We start from the raw sequence: 15,467 nt of genomic DNA, 5'->3' as shown, positions 1-15,467 counted from the left end.
TAAGGGCGCTTAAAAAGCGCCCGAATAAGTTAGACTTCGACCATTGGCACTTCCTGTGCGACCTTCCTTGTTTCTTCTACCTCTTTTAGCTTTGCTGTAAAGTGTCTGAGTACTTCAGGCTCATAGGTAAACTCCAACCCTTTGATGTTTTGAGCATTTTGTTGAACTTTCTCAAATGCCTCGATGATGAAATCCATGTGCGTTTGCGTGTAAGTGGCTCTAGGGATTGTGAGCCTGAGCAGCTCGGCAGGTGAGGGCATTTGTTCGCCTGTAGCAGGATCGCGCCCTAGCAGCAGAGAGCCAATTTCTACGGCGCGAATACCAGCAACTTTGTAGAGTTCACAAGCCAGTGCGTGTGCGGGGAATTGATGTGAAGGGATATGAGGAAGAAGCTTTCCTGCGTCAACAAACGCGGCGTGACCGCCTGCTTGCTGGCAGACAATACCCAGTTTTTCTAACCCATCCACGAGGTATTGAACTTGTCCAATGCGGTATTCTAGCCATTCTTGTCGCATAGCTTCATAAAGCCCAACGGCCAAGCGCTCCATTGCTCCGCCTTCTAGTCCACCGTAAGTAGGAAAACCTTCTTGAACAACACATAGCGTTCGGCATTGGTTGTAAACATCGTCGAATCGGCTGTCTTTAAAGCACAATAGCCCACCCATTTGAACCATGGCGTCTTTTTTGGCAGACATAGCGAGACCGTCTGCGTATTGGTACGATTCGCGTGTAATATCCTCGATACTCCAATCCTCATACCCTGGTTCACGTTGCTGGATAAAATAGGCATTTTCAGCAAATCGAGCCGAGTCCATGATGACTGGGATGTCGTATTTTCCAGCAATTTCGTACACGGCTTTCAAGTTCGCGATAGAAACAGGTTGCCCGCCAGAGGAATTACACGTGATGGTGCTGACTATGTACGGGACGTTCTGAGCGCCGACTTCTAATATGGCACTTTCCAATTTGTCTAAATCAAAGTTACCTTTGAAATCAGCATTTACTGAAGTATCGAAGGCATCTTCTGTGTACACGTTTCTTGCGACACAGCAGTTTATTTGAGTGTGCCCTTGTGTGGTGTCAAAGAAGTAATTAGACAGTGCAACCATCTTGCTACGGTCCAATCCTTTTTCTTGCTCTCTTTTTTTGATGAGTACAGGGATGTAGATCTGTTCTGCCCCACGTCCTTGGTGGGTCGGAATGGTATATTCATAGCCAAAAATATCGCTTACCGCTTTTGATAACGCATAGTAGCTTCGGCTTCCACTGTAAGCTTCGTCTCCCATTAACATCGCAGCTTGCATGCTTTGAGTGATAGAACCTGTTCCACTGTCTGTCAGTAAATCGATAAAAACATCTTCGCTGTCTAACAAAAATGGGTTCATACCTGAGTTCATTATGGCTAGTTCACGGTACTCTCGGGTGGTGCGTTTTACTGGCTCTACAACTCGAATGCGAAATGGTTCTGGGAGATGTTTAAAGTTTTCCATATTAAGACCTTTCAAGATTATATTTATTTTAGATGAGATGAATCCCATCAAATTATTAATAAATTCAATGTTTAGAATTAATTGTTAATAAATAGAGCAGTGATGATTTAGCTATGAATAAAGCAGGTGTTAAGCGGTGGAAAATAAAGAATGTAATGATTCTTTACAGCAATTTCCGCTGATGTTTTTTGCTTGCTTTAGATGTGCTTTTTCGTCACTGAGGTTGACTTGAAAAGTTCTTATTCAGAAGATAGATGAAATGAAATCTGATGATCGATGGTATACCAGTCTAACAGGGTTAGCTGGAATTTGGATTGCCAATTAAGGTACATGTTCATTGTATGTTCCTCTGCCCATAAGCAAGAATATTGCTCTACTTACATAAATATATATTAGCTTAATGAAGTTTGGTATTCACAAAAAACAAATGTGATTCGCGTATTATAGTTTTATCATCATAATTATAAATTAGCCTAAAGCATCACATATTTAATGGGTGTCATATGAATCAAAACTCTGACGAGGAAATATGATTGAATTGTTAAGATAAAATGATATTTATTCCAGTATGTTATCGGTATTAATTTTGTTATATACCTAAGTGGCTCTAAATTCTGAACCACTTGGATATATCAAGTTCTAGTTGGTGAGCTTTGCGATCCGTTCGCCTAAATAGATGGCGGTCTTGGCGTCGTTTGAATGCACTAACTCTTCAATATCTTTATTACAAGCCGTCAGCCCTATATTGGATCCCAGTCGGTTTAACCCGCTGTCGCTGACATGTTCGGATTCGTCCAAGCCAGCCCAAATCATGCCGTGCTGGCAAGCCAATACGAAGAATGAAAACAGTGTTTGTTCTTGTTCGCCATTCAGGCTTCCACCGCAAGTAAAGCCCGCGGCTAGTTTGTTATGCCATTCCCGTTCAACGTAGGCATCACTGCTTGTATCCATAAAGGCTTTGAATTGGGCGGCGGGACCGCCCATGTAGGTGGGTGCCCCAAAAATGATGGCATCACTGTTTTTGAGTTCTTCAAACAGCGCATCATTTTTGTAACGTCCTTCGTGAATGTCCTTAGGCTCAATTTCTAACAGTGTAGGTGATGCGTTAGGTACAGAACGGACACCACTGGCGATATATTCAGCCAAGGCTTTAGTCGCGCCACACTTTGAAAAATAGACAATAGATATTTTAGTCACTGACGTCATCCTTATTATTGGGGTATCGGTTATTAATGGTCGTAGTCATTTCGTTTTTTCGAATCGTGAGTTAGGTATTGAATGAATTCCCATTCCAGTCCATCGCTGTCGTAAAAATAGAGACGTTTACGATATGGATGCTTTGTTTCCATTGGGTTTTGTTCATAGCCATTACTCAGTAAACTGCGTTCTACTTCCTCAATATCGTCGACCACGAACCCAATGTGGTTGATACCTACATCAACATAGGGAGAGCGATCTACGGATTCTTTTTCAACGACTTCCTGTAAGGCAATATAGGTTTCTTCTGTACCGATATGGCACCAGCGATAATGGCTATGTCCGAAATGACGAATCTTGAAATCAGGTAAAGCGGTTTGAAGAAACTCTATGGCGCGATCCACATTTTTAACGGTGACATTAGCGTGTTCGACATAAGTACTCATAACGACTCCTTAGCAAGACGCATTTCAGCAGCTTGAATAGATAATGGGGTAGGGTTGGATTGATCGATGCGAAAACAACTAAAAACCAGCTTTATGGTGTGGTCGTCATTGCTTTGGCTCGCACGTTGCAATCGTTGTTGCCAATTTTTACTGGGATGAGTGATGGTACAGTCCGTGGCTTTGGCGTATGGGCTACTCGCACAATAAGCTGCCACGTAAGCTTGCCAAAAGCGTTGTAGTCCAACAGTTTGATCTTGTAGATAAGGCAGGATATTGATGAACGCTTGTAGACCCGTCACGCCGTGTAAATACGTGAAATCATTAGTTCGGATAAATTGCTTCAGAATGACATCGCGCACCTTTTCCAGTGGGAGTGTATCCGGTATCGCTGATATGGATACGTAGCGTTCTGACTCGATCACTTCTTGCACCCGATCCACAATGATTCCCGGTTCAAACGAGTGTTGGTGGAACAAGTTGTATCCTTCTACTATTTGCTCGTCCAGCGAGTATGAATTTGTGGTCTGAAGATCGCCCAAATACTGATACTCGCTAGCGAGGTATGCCAGCGCATGGGATATCTCGTCTGGAGAACCTAGGTCAATGGCATAGGATAACCGAATCAGACCGTGAAACGCTGCCGCTGCAATCCCTTCAACGAGCACTGGAAGTTGATTTTTCAAGCACGTCTCTATGCCGTGGCTATGGATTTCATTGAGGAAGAATGCTTGCCAGTCATTGAAATGATCTCGGTTCGACATTTGTGGCTGTTTCGCGGTACGCGAGGCTTTCTTGGGATCCAGAATTTTGACGTAATGATCATAAAAGCGCTGAATTCGGGCTTCTGACGCGCCACTAAGATCCAGTGCCACCAAAGCCATGGGCAAGTGATTCGTTAAGTTGCCTTGGTAGTTGGGATCAAATTGATGTGTCGCAGTCACTAAATGTTGAGTGGAAGATCGTATGTTGTTCATATTGCCTCTTGACGTTCTTATAGTTGTTTTAATAAAGTAATTTGTTTACTAATATAGATCGCAGAATGATTAAGTAAACAAATTACTTTATTTAATCGTTTTTAAGTCAGCTAAATGAGAAGTCACTCAAAAAAGCGTGCAACAAAAAGCCCACATCAAAAGATGTGGGCCAATAAAATACGATGGTGTTACAGCCTGAATAACGTCAGATGAATGAACTTATCTATTAATGGAGTTAAACCCATTGTTTTAGACTATTTGTTAATTGCAAATACTGGTAGAGAAAGGTGCCATTTGATGGCCGCCAGCCTAATGGTCAATGTAGTGAAAATACCAATGAACAACGCAGGAGAGTGCTCAACACCTAAAGCGATAGCACCAGTGTGAACAATACCGCCCACTAAACAGGCGGTGGCGTACACTTCGCTTCTTAATACCATTGGGATTTCTCTTGCTAGAACATCGCGGATAATACCGCCCCCACACCCTGTGAGTACCCCCATAATGACGGCAACAATGGCGCTGTCTTGATAGCTTAATGCTTTTTCTACACCGATTCCGACAAATACAGCCAGCCCGATGGCATCACAGACGGGTAATACGAACCATGGCAAGCGTTTAGGACGTCTAACAATCAACATGGTGAGCACACAGGTAATGAAAATAACCCAGAGATATGCGGTATCGGATATCCAGAATACGGGAGTTGCCCCTAAAAGCATATCGCGTATCGATCCGCCGCCAATGGCTGTGACACTGCCCAGCACGACTACACCGAATGGGTCCATTTTTAATCGGCCTGCCAGCAACACCCCAGAAATCGCAAATACTGCGGTTCCAAACAGATCAATTATGTATAGAAGTAATGCGTCCATGTTCCTCGTATTCTCAGTTAGCTTTTTACGTGAGCTTAGCTAGCTTTTGCGTATTGCCTTGCTTGTTCAAAAAAGTCGCATACCTGCTCTATGGCTTTAACGGTGCGCGGTGTCGGTCGATTTATCCAATCGGAATTCAGTGACCAAATGTGTTTGTGTTGTACAGCAGGGACTTGCGATGCCCACCCTTGCCATAGGGACTCATCTTGTACCGCATGTCGAGAAGTAAAGATGACATCTGGCTGCCGAACAATGACCTGCTCTTCACCAACTTGAGGGTAGGGAGACGCACTGTCGACAAAGATATTGGTACCCCCACAAAAACTAAACACCTCACTTGGCCAGCTATTTTGTGCCACCGTGATAATGGGTTTTGTACTTAATTGATAGAAATACTTTACGGGCTTGTCGGTGGTGTAGCGTTGTTTAAGTTGCGCTAGGTTTTCTCGAAAATCCGCGGCGGCTTTCATGCCAACACTTGGGTCTTCTGCGTATTGGCTTAGCTGCTCTAAATTGTGGACAATATCTTCGAATGTACCCGTTTTGGAGTTGTAAATTTCAAACCCAAGCTTTCTTAGTTTGTCTAACTCTTTGGCGGGGTTGCCACTTGGCCACGCGATGATTAAGTCGGGTTGAAGCGCCACAATGCGTTCGAGTTTGATGCCTTGATAGTTGGCGACCCGCTCGAGTGCTTTCGCTTCTTCTGGGTAATCGCTGTGGTCGGTAGCGGCAATAAGCTTGTCGCCTAGTCCTGCTGCAAAGGCGATTTCTGTTGCGTGAGGCGCAAGGGAAATAATGCGTTGAGGTGCGGAATTAGCCAAAACAGATTGGCTAACAAGGAGACCTGCTAACAAAACAAAGAGCGTTTTCAATTTAAATACCTTGATAGATGACTGCCATGATTGCGCTTTGCAGCAACACCCAAACACAGATGCGCCACGCCAGAAGATGTTGAATTTGAGATAAATGATAAGCGGAAGGCGCGACTCGACCTCCAAGTTTGGGGCGCATGGTTTTTTTATCGCCATAAATAGCAGGGCCACCAAGTGATAGCTCGAGTTTGTTACCCACCACCGCCATGAGCCAACCAGGACCCGGTGTTGGCCATGTTTTTCCTTGCGAAAGCATGCCAGATATCGCCGCAGACATATTATTTCCCACGGCTATAAATAAGCTAAATAGTCTTAGAGGAATTAATTCTAACAGTGCGAGCATTCGAATAGCGGGTAAGCCGAAAGGTAGAAATTCACTTCGACTAGGTGACCAAGCCCGTGCCAGTTCCATGATTAAGCGGTACATCATGGCACCAATACCGCCACCGATGGCATACCAGAACATCACGCAGATAACGTTTCTGCCGTACCCTAAAATCAGAGTTTCTGCGCCAGCTTTGCCAAGCCCTAATGGAGAGAGCGTGTCGGTTGCTCGATTAACATGAGGCGCTAATTCACGGCGGGCGCGCTTTTTGTCTTCTTTCCCTAATGCTTGAATGAGGTGCTTCGCGAGAGACTCATTGCTGCGCCAATCGATCGCCAATAGAAGTAATGCTAAATCGAACAGTTGTGGCTGCCAGACCAGAGGCTTTAATGCGATAAAGAAGATTAAGGCTGGTATACACATCATTCCCCAAGCCAAGCTGCCAGAGATGACACTTTGCCCGTGGTTTTGATTGTTGTTCACCTTGGTTGCGAGGATTTCAGCAAACTTATGCCAAAGCGTCGCAGGGTGCACTGATTTGGGGATAGGCAAGATAAAATGGAACAGTAAAGCGCCCCATAAGACCAATAGGGCGCCGTTGGAATACAGCTTAGTAAACAGCTCTTCCATGAGTAATGTTACTTCAGTAAGTCAGCCATTTTGAGCACCATTTCCGAGGAGCTTTGTGCCGCCAAAGGAAGGAATTCGTCAAAACTCATTGGAGACTCTTTATCCGCAACGTCAGAGATGGCGCGAACAACCACAAACGGAACATTAAATTGGTAACAGGTTTGAGCGATGGCTGCGGCTTCCATTTCAACTGCAATCACAGATGGGAAATTCGTGCGGATAAAAGCCTGGCGTTCTGCGCTGCATACAAAGGCATCACCCGTGCAAATGAGTCCGCGAACTGCGTGCTTGCCATCCATTTTTTCAAGAGCTTGCTCTGCAACTGCCATCAGCTTTTCATCGGCAGCAAAACCTGCCGGCTGGCCTGCCATCTGCCCAATTTCATAACCAAAAGCGGTAACATCCGCATCGTGATGACGAACTTCGGTTGAAATAACAACATCACCCAAGTTCAGAGAAGAATCAAAACCACCAGCAGAACCGGTATTTATCACGACTTCAGGCTGATAGATTTCGAGTAACAAGGTGGTACCAACAGAAGCCGCCACTTTGCCAATACCAGACTGCAACAAAACAGCATCCACACCATTGATTTGACCTGTGTAGAAAACACAACCTGCGCGTGTTTCTTCTTTACAGTGAGTCATTGCTTCTTTCAGGATAGCCACTTCCTGCTGCATGGCACCGATAATACCGATTTTCATTGGACGTCTCTAAGTTAGTATTCAATTACAGCGGATTGTAGCAGGAAAGTTTTGCAGTCTCTAACCCCGTCTAGGCAATATTTTTTGGTAGCGATGGAGCGATAACCTCAAGATCATAATTTCAGTAATGGCTGAATTATTAGTGCTCTCGAGGTTTTTGGTCTCCACAGCGCACGAGCTATGGCTGCTTGCTGAATGCTCTTATTGCGCTAGTTTTTTCTGATTGAAGTTGATGGGATGGTGAGCTGTAAGGTATCGACTAGCTCGTTTAACTGCGTGCCGAGTTCGCTGTTATCAAACTTCATATTTTGATGTGGTTTTAGGTCTGGCAAATAAATGGTGGTCACGGGGTTTTCTGAGTCGTAGGAAGAAACGATTTGCGCAGCATTATCACCTCTTAAGGATTCAATCATTGCGATCAGGAGTTGTGAATTATTGTCTTTAGAGACTTCAGAGAAATCAAAGGTGACGGTAGCAGCATCACTCAGCTGTTGAAGAGCGTTCTCTGTTTGCTTTTGAATATCGCTAGAGGGAGTTGTGTCCGTCGTGCCGTATTGTATTACGCCGTTTGAACCGGTTAGCTCAGTCGAAATAACCGATACGGGGATTTGTATTGTTTTTTGAATTGACTGGGTTTGTTGCTTTTGAGTGGTTTGGTTTGAGTGGTGTCTAATACCAGCAGAAGCCGAAGCACCAGCATTTGCGGCATTAAGTATGAGCCGAACAGTATCGATGTTACTGCGAGCGCCACTGTCCCTGACATACAGCTGGAACTCATAGGTACCTGCCAATGTCGGATTGATAATGGACGCCTTCAACTTATCGGCATTGAGAATACTTAACTGTTGCGGACCAGAGCGCTGAGTCCAAGAGATGGTTTCAATATCATAGACACTAGGTGATGTTGATGCCGTACCGTTTAGTGCAATACTACTGACAGGAAGCGTGTGCACTTGATCATTGCCAGCGTTGACGGTTGGCTTTGTGAGTTTTTTTGCCTCATCGGTGTCAACACTGCATCCTACTAACGCAACCATCAAAGCTGGAGCGGCAAGCTTTAACCATTTAAACATAATTCATTCCCTTTACTATTCAATGTTTTGATATTGAATGTACCGCTATTGGATTGAATTATCGTTGGTTGAAATGAGACGGTTTGTGTCTAAGTTGGACACAAACCAATTTAGGCACAAGTGAAGTGCTGATTACGGGGTAATTAAACCTTGCTCTAACAAGCTACTGCGAAGTTCGTCCGCGCGCTCTCTGTTTACGCCAAAGTCGGAGTGACCCGTGCGGGATTCGGAGCGTACGATCAGTTTGTCTCCCTCAATTTTGATTTCTAAATCGTCGACAAACCCGAAGAAATCACTGGTGTATTCTATTCGAATGTAAGAGCCATCTTTTACTGCCGTTAGCGAGCCCGGCATTGATAGCGCCACGGTTTCAATTTGCTCAATGGTGATATCGCTTGATGCTAAAGTGAAAGGCTGCAGAATAAAGTCTTCACGGTGTTCAAGGGTGGACACGCAGTTAGGGCTATCGCCACAAGGATGAGAAGTTCTGTCTGGAATGGAAACAGGTTCTTGGCTGCAAGCCGAAAGGAAAACTAAAGAGCCTAAGACGACGCTGATGGTTTTCATTGGTGAACTCTCCTATGAATGAAAAAAGCAAAGAATAACGGCATTCTTTGCTTTTAGAGTATGTGTTAAGCGTAATGTTGGCGAGTTAAACTTCTAAGAAATCGAGTATTCCTTCCGCAGCTTTTCTGCCTTCATCAATGGCCGTTACTACTAAATCGGATCCTCTTACGGCATCACCGCCTGCGAAGATCTTCTTATTGGATGTTTGGTGTTGAAATTCTTGGTCGGAAGGTGCTTTGATGCGACCCCATTGATCCAAGTCCACACCAAACGGTTCTAACCAGCTCATTTTGTGTGGTTGGAATCCAAAGGCCATGATCACCGCATCGGCATCCAGAATGTGTTCGCTTCCCGCAACAGGTTCTGGTCGGCGACGCCCAGCGCTATCGGGTTCACCCAGCGCGGTTTTCACCACTTTCACGCCCACGACTTTGCCTTCTTTGTTCACCTCAATACCAAGCGGCTGGAGGTTGAACATGAAGTTTACGCCTTCTTCTTTAGCATTTTTTACTTCACGGCGAGAGCCGGGCATGTTGGCTTCATCGCGTCGGTATGCACAAACAACGTTGCTTGCACCTTGACGAATGGACGTGCGAACACAGTCCATCGCGGTGTCTCCACCGCCGAGAACCACTACGCGCTTGCCTGACATATCGATGTATGGATCGGTTGTATCCAGTTCCATCACTTTATACGTGTTAGAAATGAGGAATGGCAACGCATCATATACGCCAGGCGCTTCTTCGTTTTCTAAGCCTGCACGCATATTTTTATAGGTGCCCACGCCTAAGAAGACCGCATCGTAATCATCAATGAGTTCTTGAAGTTGTACATCTTTGCCAACTTCCACGTTCATTTTAAATTCGACGCCCATATCACTGAAGATACGACGGCGATTTTCCATTACCCCTTTTTCCAATTTGAAAGAAGGAATACCAAACGTCAGTAAGCCACCGATTTCTGGGTAGCGATCAAATACGACTGGCTTCACACCATTTCGAACTAAAATGTCGGCGGCAGCAAGACCGGCTGGCCCCGCACCAATAATGGCGACTTTTTTGTCTGTCCATTCCACGGCAGACATGTCGGGTTTCCAGCCCATTTCGAAGGCTTTATCGGTGATGTATTTTTCAACGTTACCTATGGTGACAGCGCCGAAATCGTCGTTAAGTGTACAAGAACCTTCACACAGGCGATCTTGTGGGCACACACGCCCGCACACTTCGGGTAGGCTATTGGTTTGGTGAGACAGCTCAACCGCTTCTATGATTCTTCCTTCATTGGCAAGTTTTAGCCATTGAGGAATGTAGTTGTGAACAGGGCATTTCCACTCACAATAAGGGTTTCCGCAGTCAAGGCAGCGATCAGCTTGTGCAGTTGCTTGCTGATTGGTAAAGGGCTCGTAGATTTCTACAAACTCAATTTTACGTATCTTAAGCGGCTTTTTAGCCGGATCAACACGTTGAACATCGATAAATTGGTATACGTTCTGGCTCATGAATCTCTCCTACTTACTGTGCCTGAACACGCAACTCAGCTGCGCTGCGACTTTGGTGACCGAGTAAGGTTCTCAAGTCAGAGGCTTGCGGTTTCACAAGGTAGAACTTAGGAATCCATTCGTCGAAATTTGCAAGAATTTCCTCAGCATGCGCTGAGTTGGTTTCGTCCAAATGTTCTGATATCAACCCTCTCAAATGCTCTTGATGGATGTAGAGATCCGAGAGTGATAGAGCTTCAACCGATTCTGTGTTCACACGCCCTTTAAAGTCGTCGTTCGCATCCAGTACATAGGCAAATCCGCCTGTCATACCCGCTCCAAAGTTCACGCCTGTTGCGCCAAGAATGGCAACAACACCTCCCGTCATGTACTCACATGCGTTGTCGCCTGCGCCTTCGATGACAGCAATGGTGCCTGAGTTTCGAACGCCAAAACGTTCACCAGCTTTCCCAGCAGCAAACAGCTTACCGCCTGTCGCACCGTACAAGCAGGTGTTGCCTATAATCGTTGCTTCATTGCAGCGGAATGCGGTACCTAAGTGTGGCTTGATGGAGATTTTTCCGCCTGCCATGCCTTTACCGACATAGTCGTTCGCATCACCAGTCAGGTAGAGCTCAACACCACCAGCATTCCAAACACCGAAGGATTGCCCAGCAGTGCCATTTAAGTACAACTTAATGGGTTGGGTAGCCATTCCCTGATTACCATATCGCTTGGCGATTTCGCCAGACAAACGTGCGCCTACCGAGCGATCGGTATTAATCACATCATAGTAAAAGTTAGCGCTTTGCTTGGCTTCGACAGCCGCCATGGCATCGGAGATGATTTTTTGGTTTAACGCAGCGTTATCAAATGGAGTATTGGGCTCAGTCCAGCTGACAGGGTGCCCTTGTGGCGAGATTGGCTTTTCCAAAATTCCCGAAAGATCGAGCTTACTTTGTTTTGCCGTCATACCTTGAACGGCTTCAAGCAAGTCGGTGCGCCCTATTAAGTCTGTGAGTTTTTCAACGCCCAGCTCAGCCATGATTCCACGTACTTCTTCGGCAAGCCCTGTGAAGTAGTTGACAACCATATCTGGCAACCCTTTGAAATACTGCTTACGCAGGGTTTCATCCTGAGTTGCAACGCCCGTTGCACAGTTATTTAGGTGACAGATTCGGAGGAACTTACAGCCCATCGCAACCATTGGTGCGGTACCAAAGCCGAAGCTTTCTGCCCCTAAAATGGCGGCTTTTACGACGTCTAAGCCCGTTTTTAGCCCACCATCCACTTGCAAACGGATCTTATGACGTAAGCTATTGGCCACTAATGCTTGCTGAGTTTCTGCAAGCCCCAGCTCCCAAGGACAGCCAGCATATTTCACAGACGTTAATGGACTGGCAGCGGTGCCGCCGTCGTATCCGGAAATGGTGATCAAATCGGCATACGCTTTAGCAACACCTGTGGCAATGGTGCCTACACCCGGTTCAGACACCAGTTTGACAGACACCAAAGCATTTGGGTTAACCTGCTTCAGGTCGAAAATCAGCTGGGCCAAATCTTCTATCGAATAAATGTCGTGATGAGGTGGCGGTGAAATCAGGGTGACACCCTGAACGGAATATCGCAGTTTGGCAATTTCAGCCGTCACTTTGTGACCTGGAAGCTGACCACCTTCACCGGGTTTCGCCCCTTGTGCAACTTTGATTTGCAATACATCGGCATTGGTCAGATAGTGCGGGGTAACGCCAAATCGACCCGATGCCACTTGTTTGATACGTGAATTACGGTCCGTACCAAAGCGACGCGGATCCTCACCGCCTTCACCGGAGTTTGAGTAGCCACCTAAGCGATTCATCGCCATGGCTAATGCTTCGTGTGCTTCAGGGCTAAGTGCACCAATCGACATTGCCGCTGAATCAAATCGCTTAAAGAGTTCGGTGTTTGGCTCAATTTTTTCTAGTGGCAGCGCTTTGTCTGCTTTCTTTAGTTTCAATAAGTCACGCAACATGGCGGCAGGACGTTCATTAACCTGCTTAGAAAAGGACTTATAGTCATTGGTTTCACCCGAATTAACCGCCGTTTGCAATGTGCTGACGACATCTGGGTTGTAGGCGTGAAATTCTCCACCGTGGACAAATTTCAGCAATCCACCGTGGTCGATGGGCTTGCGTTTTGCCCATGCTTTACGAGAAAGATTGAACACATCTTGTTGGAAATCACTGAATGAAGCGCCTTGGATTCGGCTCGTCACCCCTTTGAAACAAAGATCGACAACATCTTGGTGTAATCCAACGGCTTCAAACAACTGAGAGCAGCGATAGGAAGCGATGGTCGAAATGCCCATTTTGGACATGATCTTGTATAGCCCTTTATTGATGCCGTTGCGATAGTTCAGCATCGCTTCTCCGTAGGAGCGTTCCAGTGCACCATCATCAATGGCTTTACCTAAGGCTTCGTAAGCAAGATATGGATAAACCGCGGTCGCACCAAAGCCCAATAGCACTGCGAATTGATGAGGATCGCGTGCCGTAGCCGTTTCCACAATAATATTGGCATCACAGCGTAAATTGGCATTGATAAGATGAGTTTGTACCGCACCCACTGCCATTGCAGCCGGAATCGGTAGTTTCCCTTTCTGAATATCACGATCGGATAAGACAACCAGTACCGTGCCTTGTCGGACAACGGTTTCAGCTTGCTCGCACAAGTCATGGATGGCTTGCTCTAGCGACTTTTCTTTAGGATCAAAGTTGATGTCCAGAATGGTATTTCGGTAGTGTTCGTCATTCAGTTCGAGCAACTGCAACATATCGGAATACAGCAAAACCGGTGACTCAAAGGCAACTCGATGTGCGTGACCGTCGGTTTCGCAGAACACATTCATTTCCTGACCCACGCTGGTGGCCAGTGACATGACGTGTTTTTCACGAAGTGGATCAATCGGTGGATTGGTGACCTGTGCAAACTTTTGACGGAAGTAATCCGTTACCAAGCGCTCTTTGGAAGATAAAACAGCCATTGGGGTATCGTCGCCCATTGAGCCAACGGCTTCTTGCCCCATATCGCCCAGTACTCGAAGGACTTGATCGACTTCTTCATTGCTCATCGCAAATTGCTTTTGATAAGTTTTGAGCTCATCGTTATCAAAATTGCGTTGACCCACTTCATCGTCCTTTAACTCTGCAAAGGGAGTTAAGCGATGAACGTTGTTTTCCATCCATTCACGATAAGGGTGACGGCTCTTTAGGTCGCTGTCGATCTCAGACGATTGCCAAAGTTTTCCTTTTCGAGTGTCGATAACCAGAAGTTCACCGGGACCAACACGTCCTTTTTCAGAGACTTCATCTGGCGTGTAATCCCATATACCGACCTCTGAAGCGAGTGTAATCAGGTTATCTTTAGTGATGACATATCGAGCTGGGCGCAGCCCATTTCTATCTAAGTTACAGGCAGCGTATCGACCGTCCGATAAAACGATCCCTGCCGGCCCATCCCAAGGCTCCATATGCTTTGAGTTAAAGTCATAAAACGCACGCAGATCGGGGTCCATGTCTGGGTGATTTTGCCACGCTGGTGGAACCAGCATCCGCATGGCACGGAACACATCCATACCTCCGGCTAAGAACAAATCCAACATGTTGTCTAAGCTGGATGAATCAGAACCTGTTTCATTCACAAATGGCGCGGCACTTTGTAAGTCTGGTAGCAGTGGCGACGAGAACTTGTAAGCACGTGCTCTAGCCCATTGGCGGTTACCTTCAATCGTATTGATTTCACCGTTGTGTGCTAAATAGCGGAATGGTTGAGCCAGTGGCCAGCGCGGTTGCGTGTTGGTGGAGAAACGTTGGTGGAACAAGCAAATCGCCGATTCCATGCGTAGATCCGCCAAGTCCAAATAGAATCGTGGTAGATCCGCAGGCATGCACAGCCCTTTGTACACGATGACCTGAGTCGACAGGCTACAGATATAAAAATCGTCATCGTCTTGAATTTGTTTTTCAATACGGCGACGAGCAATATACAGGCGACGTTCAATATCGCGTTCCCGCCAACCAGCAGGAGCTGAAATAAACACTTGCTCGATGTTAGGAACGGACTCATTGGCGATCGGACCTAAAACATCGGTGTTGATGGGAACATCACGCCAACCAACGACAGTGAGTGTTTCTCTTGCTAACTCTTCGTTAATTACGCGTTTGGCTTCTTTTGCTTTTTCAGGATCTTGGCTAAAGAAGACCATGCCAACCGCATACTGTTTGCCTAGGTTCCAACCTTGTTCTTGGGCGATAATGCGCAGATAAGTATCTGGCTTTTGAAGTAGTAATCCGCAGCCATCACCCGTTTTACCGTCGGCGGCAATACCACCACGGTGAGTCATTCTGTCGAGTGCTGAAATAGCAGTGCGGACGAGTTTGTGACTCGGCTGACCTTCCATATGGGCGATCAAACCGAATCCACAGTTGTCTTTTTCAAGACGTGGATCGTATAGAGCCATTGCAATTCTCCCTTTGCTTCCTACCTTCCTGGTAAGGGAATTGTGTAACTTATATTTTTATAGTTATGTGGAGTGGCGTAGTAATTATAGTTGCCAAACTCTCTGTTTTCTTAACATTGCGGTGTCATTTTGTTATCACCAGCTTCACAACCTATAGCTAATGATAGAAAACGTCAAGTTATTGGATATTTGTCGGTATAACTAAGGAAATTTGGTGATTTGCCTCGTTTATTTGTCATGTAAACAATGAGTTAGAATGATGTTTTTAACATCTTATTCACAATTGAAGGCAAAAAAATGCCAGCAACAAATGTTGCTGGCAAAGTTCAGGAAGGAGTT

At 45.9% G+C, this 15,467-nt stretch carries 12 protein-coding genes; all 12 read right to left on the bottom strand.

What is annotated here, in order from left to right:
- Window positions 1–29: 29 nt before the first annotated feature.
- The 12 genes from tnaA to gltB all read right to left on the bottom strand — a co-directional run bounded on the left by tnaA (window position 30) and on the right by gltB (window position 15,128).
- The gene (gene tnaA, locus LDO37_RS15505) at window positions 30–1,490 is read right to left on the bottom strand and encodes a tryptophanase (RefSeq protein ID WP_126607768.1); all 1,461 of its coding nucleotides are present in this window, start codon (window positions 1,488–1,490) and stop codon (window positions 30–32) included.
- A 639-nt stretch (window positions 1,491–2,129) separates the two neighbouring features.
- A complete protein-coding gene (locus LDO37_RS15500) occupies window positions 2,130–2,696 on the bottom strand; it encodes a flavodoxin family protein (RefSeq protein WP_126608543.1) in 567 nt (188 codons plus the stop codon).
- Between the two features lie 23 nt (window positions 2,697–2,719).
- A complete protein-coding gene (locus LDO37_RS15495) occupies window positions 2,720–3,133 on the bottom strand; it encodes a VOC family protein (protein ID WP_126608542.1) in 414 nt (137 codons plus the stop codon).
- Window positions 3,130–4,107, bottom strand: coding sequence for a questin oxidase family protein (locus LDO37_RS15490; RefSeq protein WP_126608541.1), 978 nt, complete (start codon window positions 4,105–4,107; stop codon window positions 3,130–3,132). The genes LDO37_RS15495 and LDO37_RS15490 overlap by 4 nt, the downstream gene beginning before the upstream one ends.
- 254 nt (window positions 4,108–4,361) lie before the next feature.
- Window positions 4,362–4,982 (bottom strand): trimeric intracellular cation channel family protein, encoded by a 621-nt coding sequence (locus LDO37_RS15485; RefSeq protein WP_126608540.1) that lies wholly within the window; start codon window positions 4,980–4,982, stop codon window positions 4,362–4,364.
- A 35-nt stretch (window positions 4,983–5,017) separates the two neighbouring features.
- Entirely contained in the window at window positions 5,018–5,854 is an 837-nt protein-coding gene (btuF, locus tag LDO37_RS15480; RefSeq protein ID WP_126608539.1) for a vitamin B12 ABC transporter substrate-binding protein BtuF, read from the bottom strand.
- A 1-nt stretch (window position 5,855) separates the two neighbouring features.
- On the bottom strand, window positions 5,856–6,809 hold the full coding sequence (locus LDO37_RS15475; RefSeq protein WP_126608538.1) for a cobalamin biosynthesis family protein: 954 nt from the start codon (window positions 6,807–6,809) through the stop codon (window positions 5,856–5,858).
- An 8-nt stretch (window positions 6,810–6,817) separates the two neighbouring features.
- Window positions 6,818–7,513, bottom strand: a complete 696-nt coding sequence (gene mtnN / locus LDO37_RS15470; protein ID WP_126608537.1) for a 5'-methylthioadenosine/S-adenosylhomocysteine nucleosidase — start codon at window positions 7,511–7,513, stop codon at window positions 6,818–6,820.
- Between the two features lie 209 nt (window positions 7,514–7,722).
- Complete coding sequence (locus LDO37_RS15465; protein WP_126608536.1) at window positions 7,723–8,586, bottom strand: PKD domain-containing protein; 864 nt, start codon at window positions 8,584–8,586, stop codon at window positions 7,723–7,725.
- A gap of 132 nt (window positions 8,587–8,718) precedes the next feature.
- Window positions 8,719–9,153 (bottom strand): DUF1499 domain-containing protein, encoded by a 435-nt coding sequence (locus tag LDO37_RS15460; RefSeq protein ID WP_126608535.1) that lies wholly within the window; start codon window positions 9,151–9,153, stop codon window positions 8,719–8,721.
- Window positions 9,154–9,238: 85 nt separating this feature from the next.
- Window positions 9,239–10,651, bottom strand: coding sequence for an FAD-dependent oxidoreductase (locus tag LDO37_RS15455; RefSeq protein WP_126608534.1), 1,413 nt, complete (start codon window positions 10,649–10,651; stop codon window positions 9,239–9,241).
- 13 nt (window positions 10,652–10,664) lie between these two features.
- A complete protein-coding gene (gene gltB / locus LDO37_RS15450; protein ID WP_126608533.1) occupies window positions 10,665–15,128 on the bottom strand; it encodes a glutamate synthase large subunit in 4,464 nt (1,487 codons plus the stop codon).
- Window positions 15,129–15,467: the final 339 nt, after the last annotated feature.

The sequence above is a fragment of the Vibrio penaeicida genome (assembly GCF_019977755.1).
GTDB classification, from domain to species: domain Bacteria; phylum Pseudomonadota; class Gammaproteobacteria; order Enterobacterales; family Vibrionaceae; genus Vibrio; species Vibrio penaeicida.
This window is presented reverse-complemented; position numbering and strand designations above follow the sequence as displayed.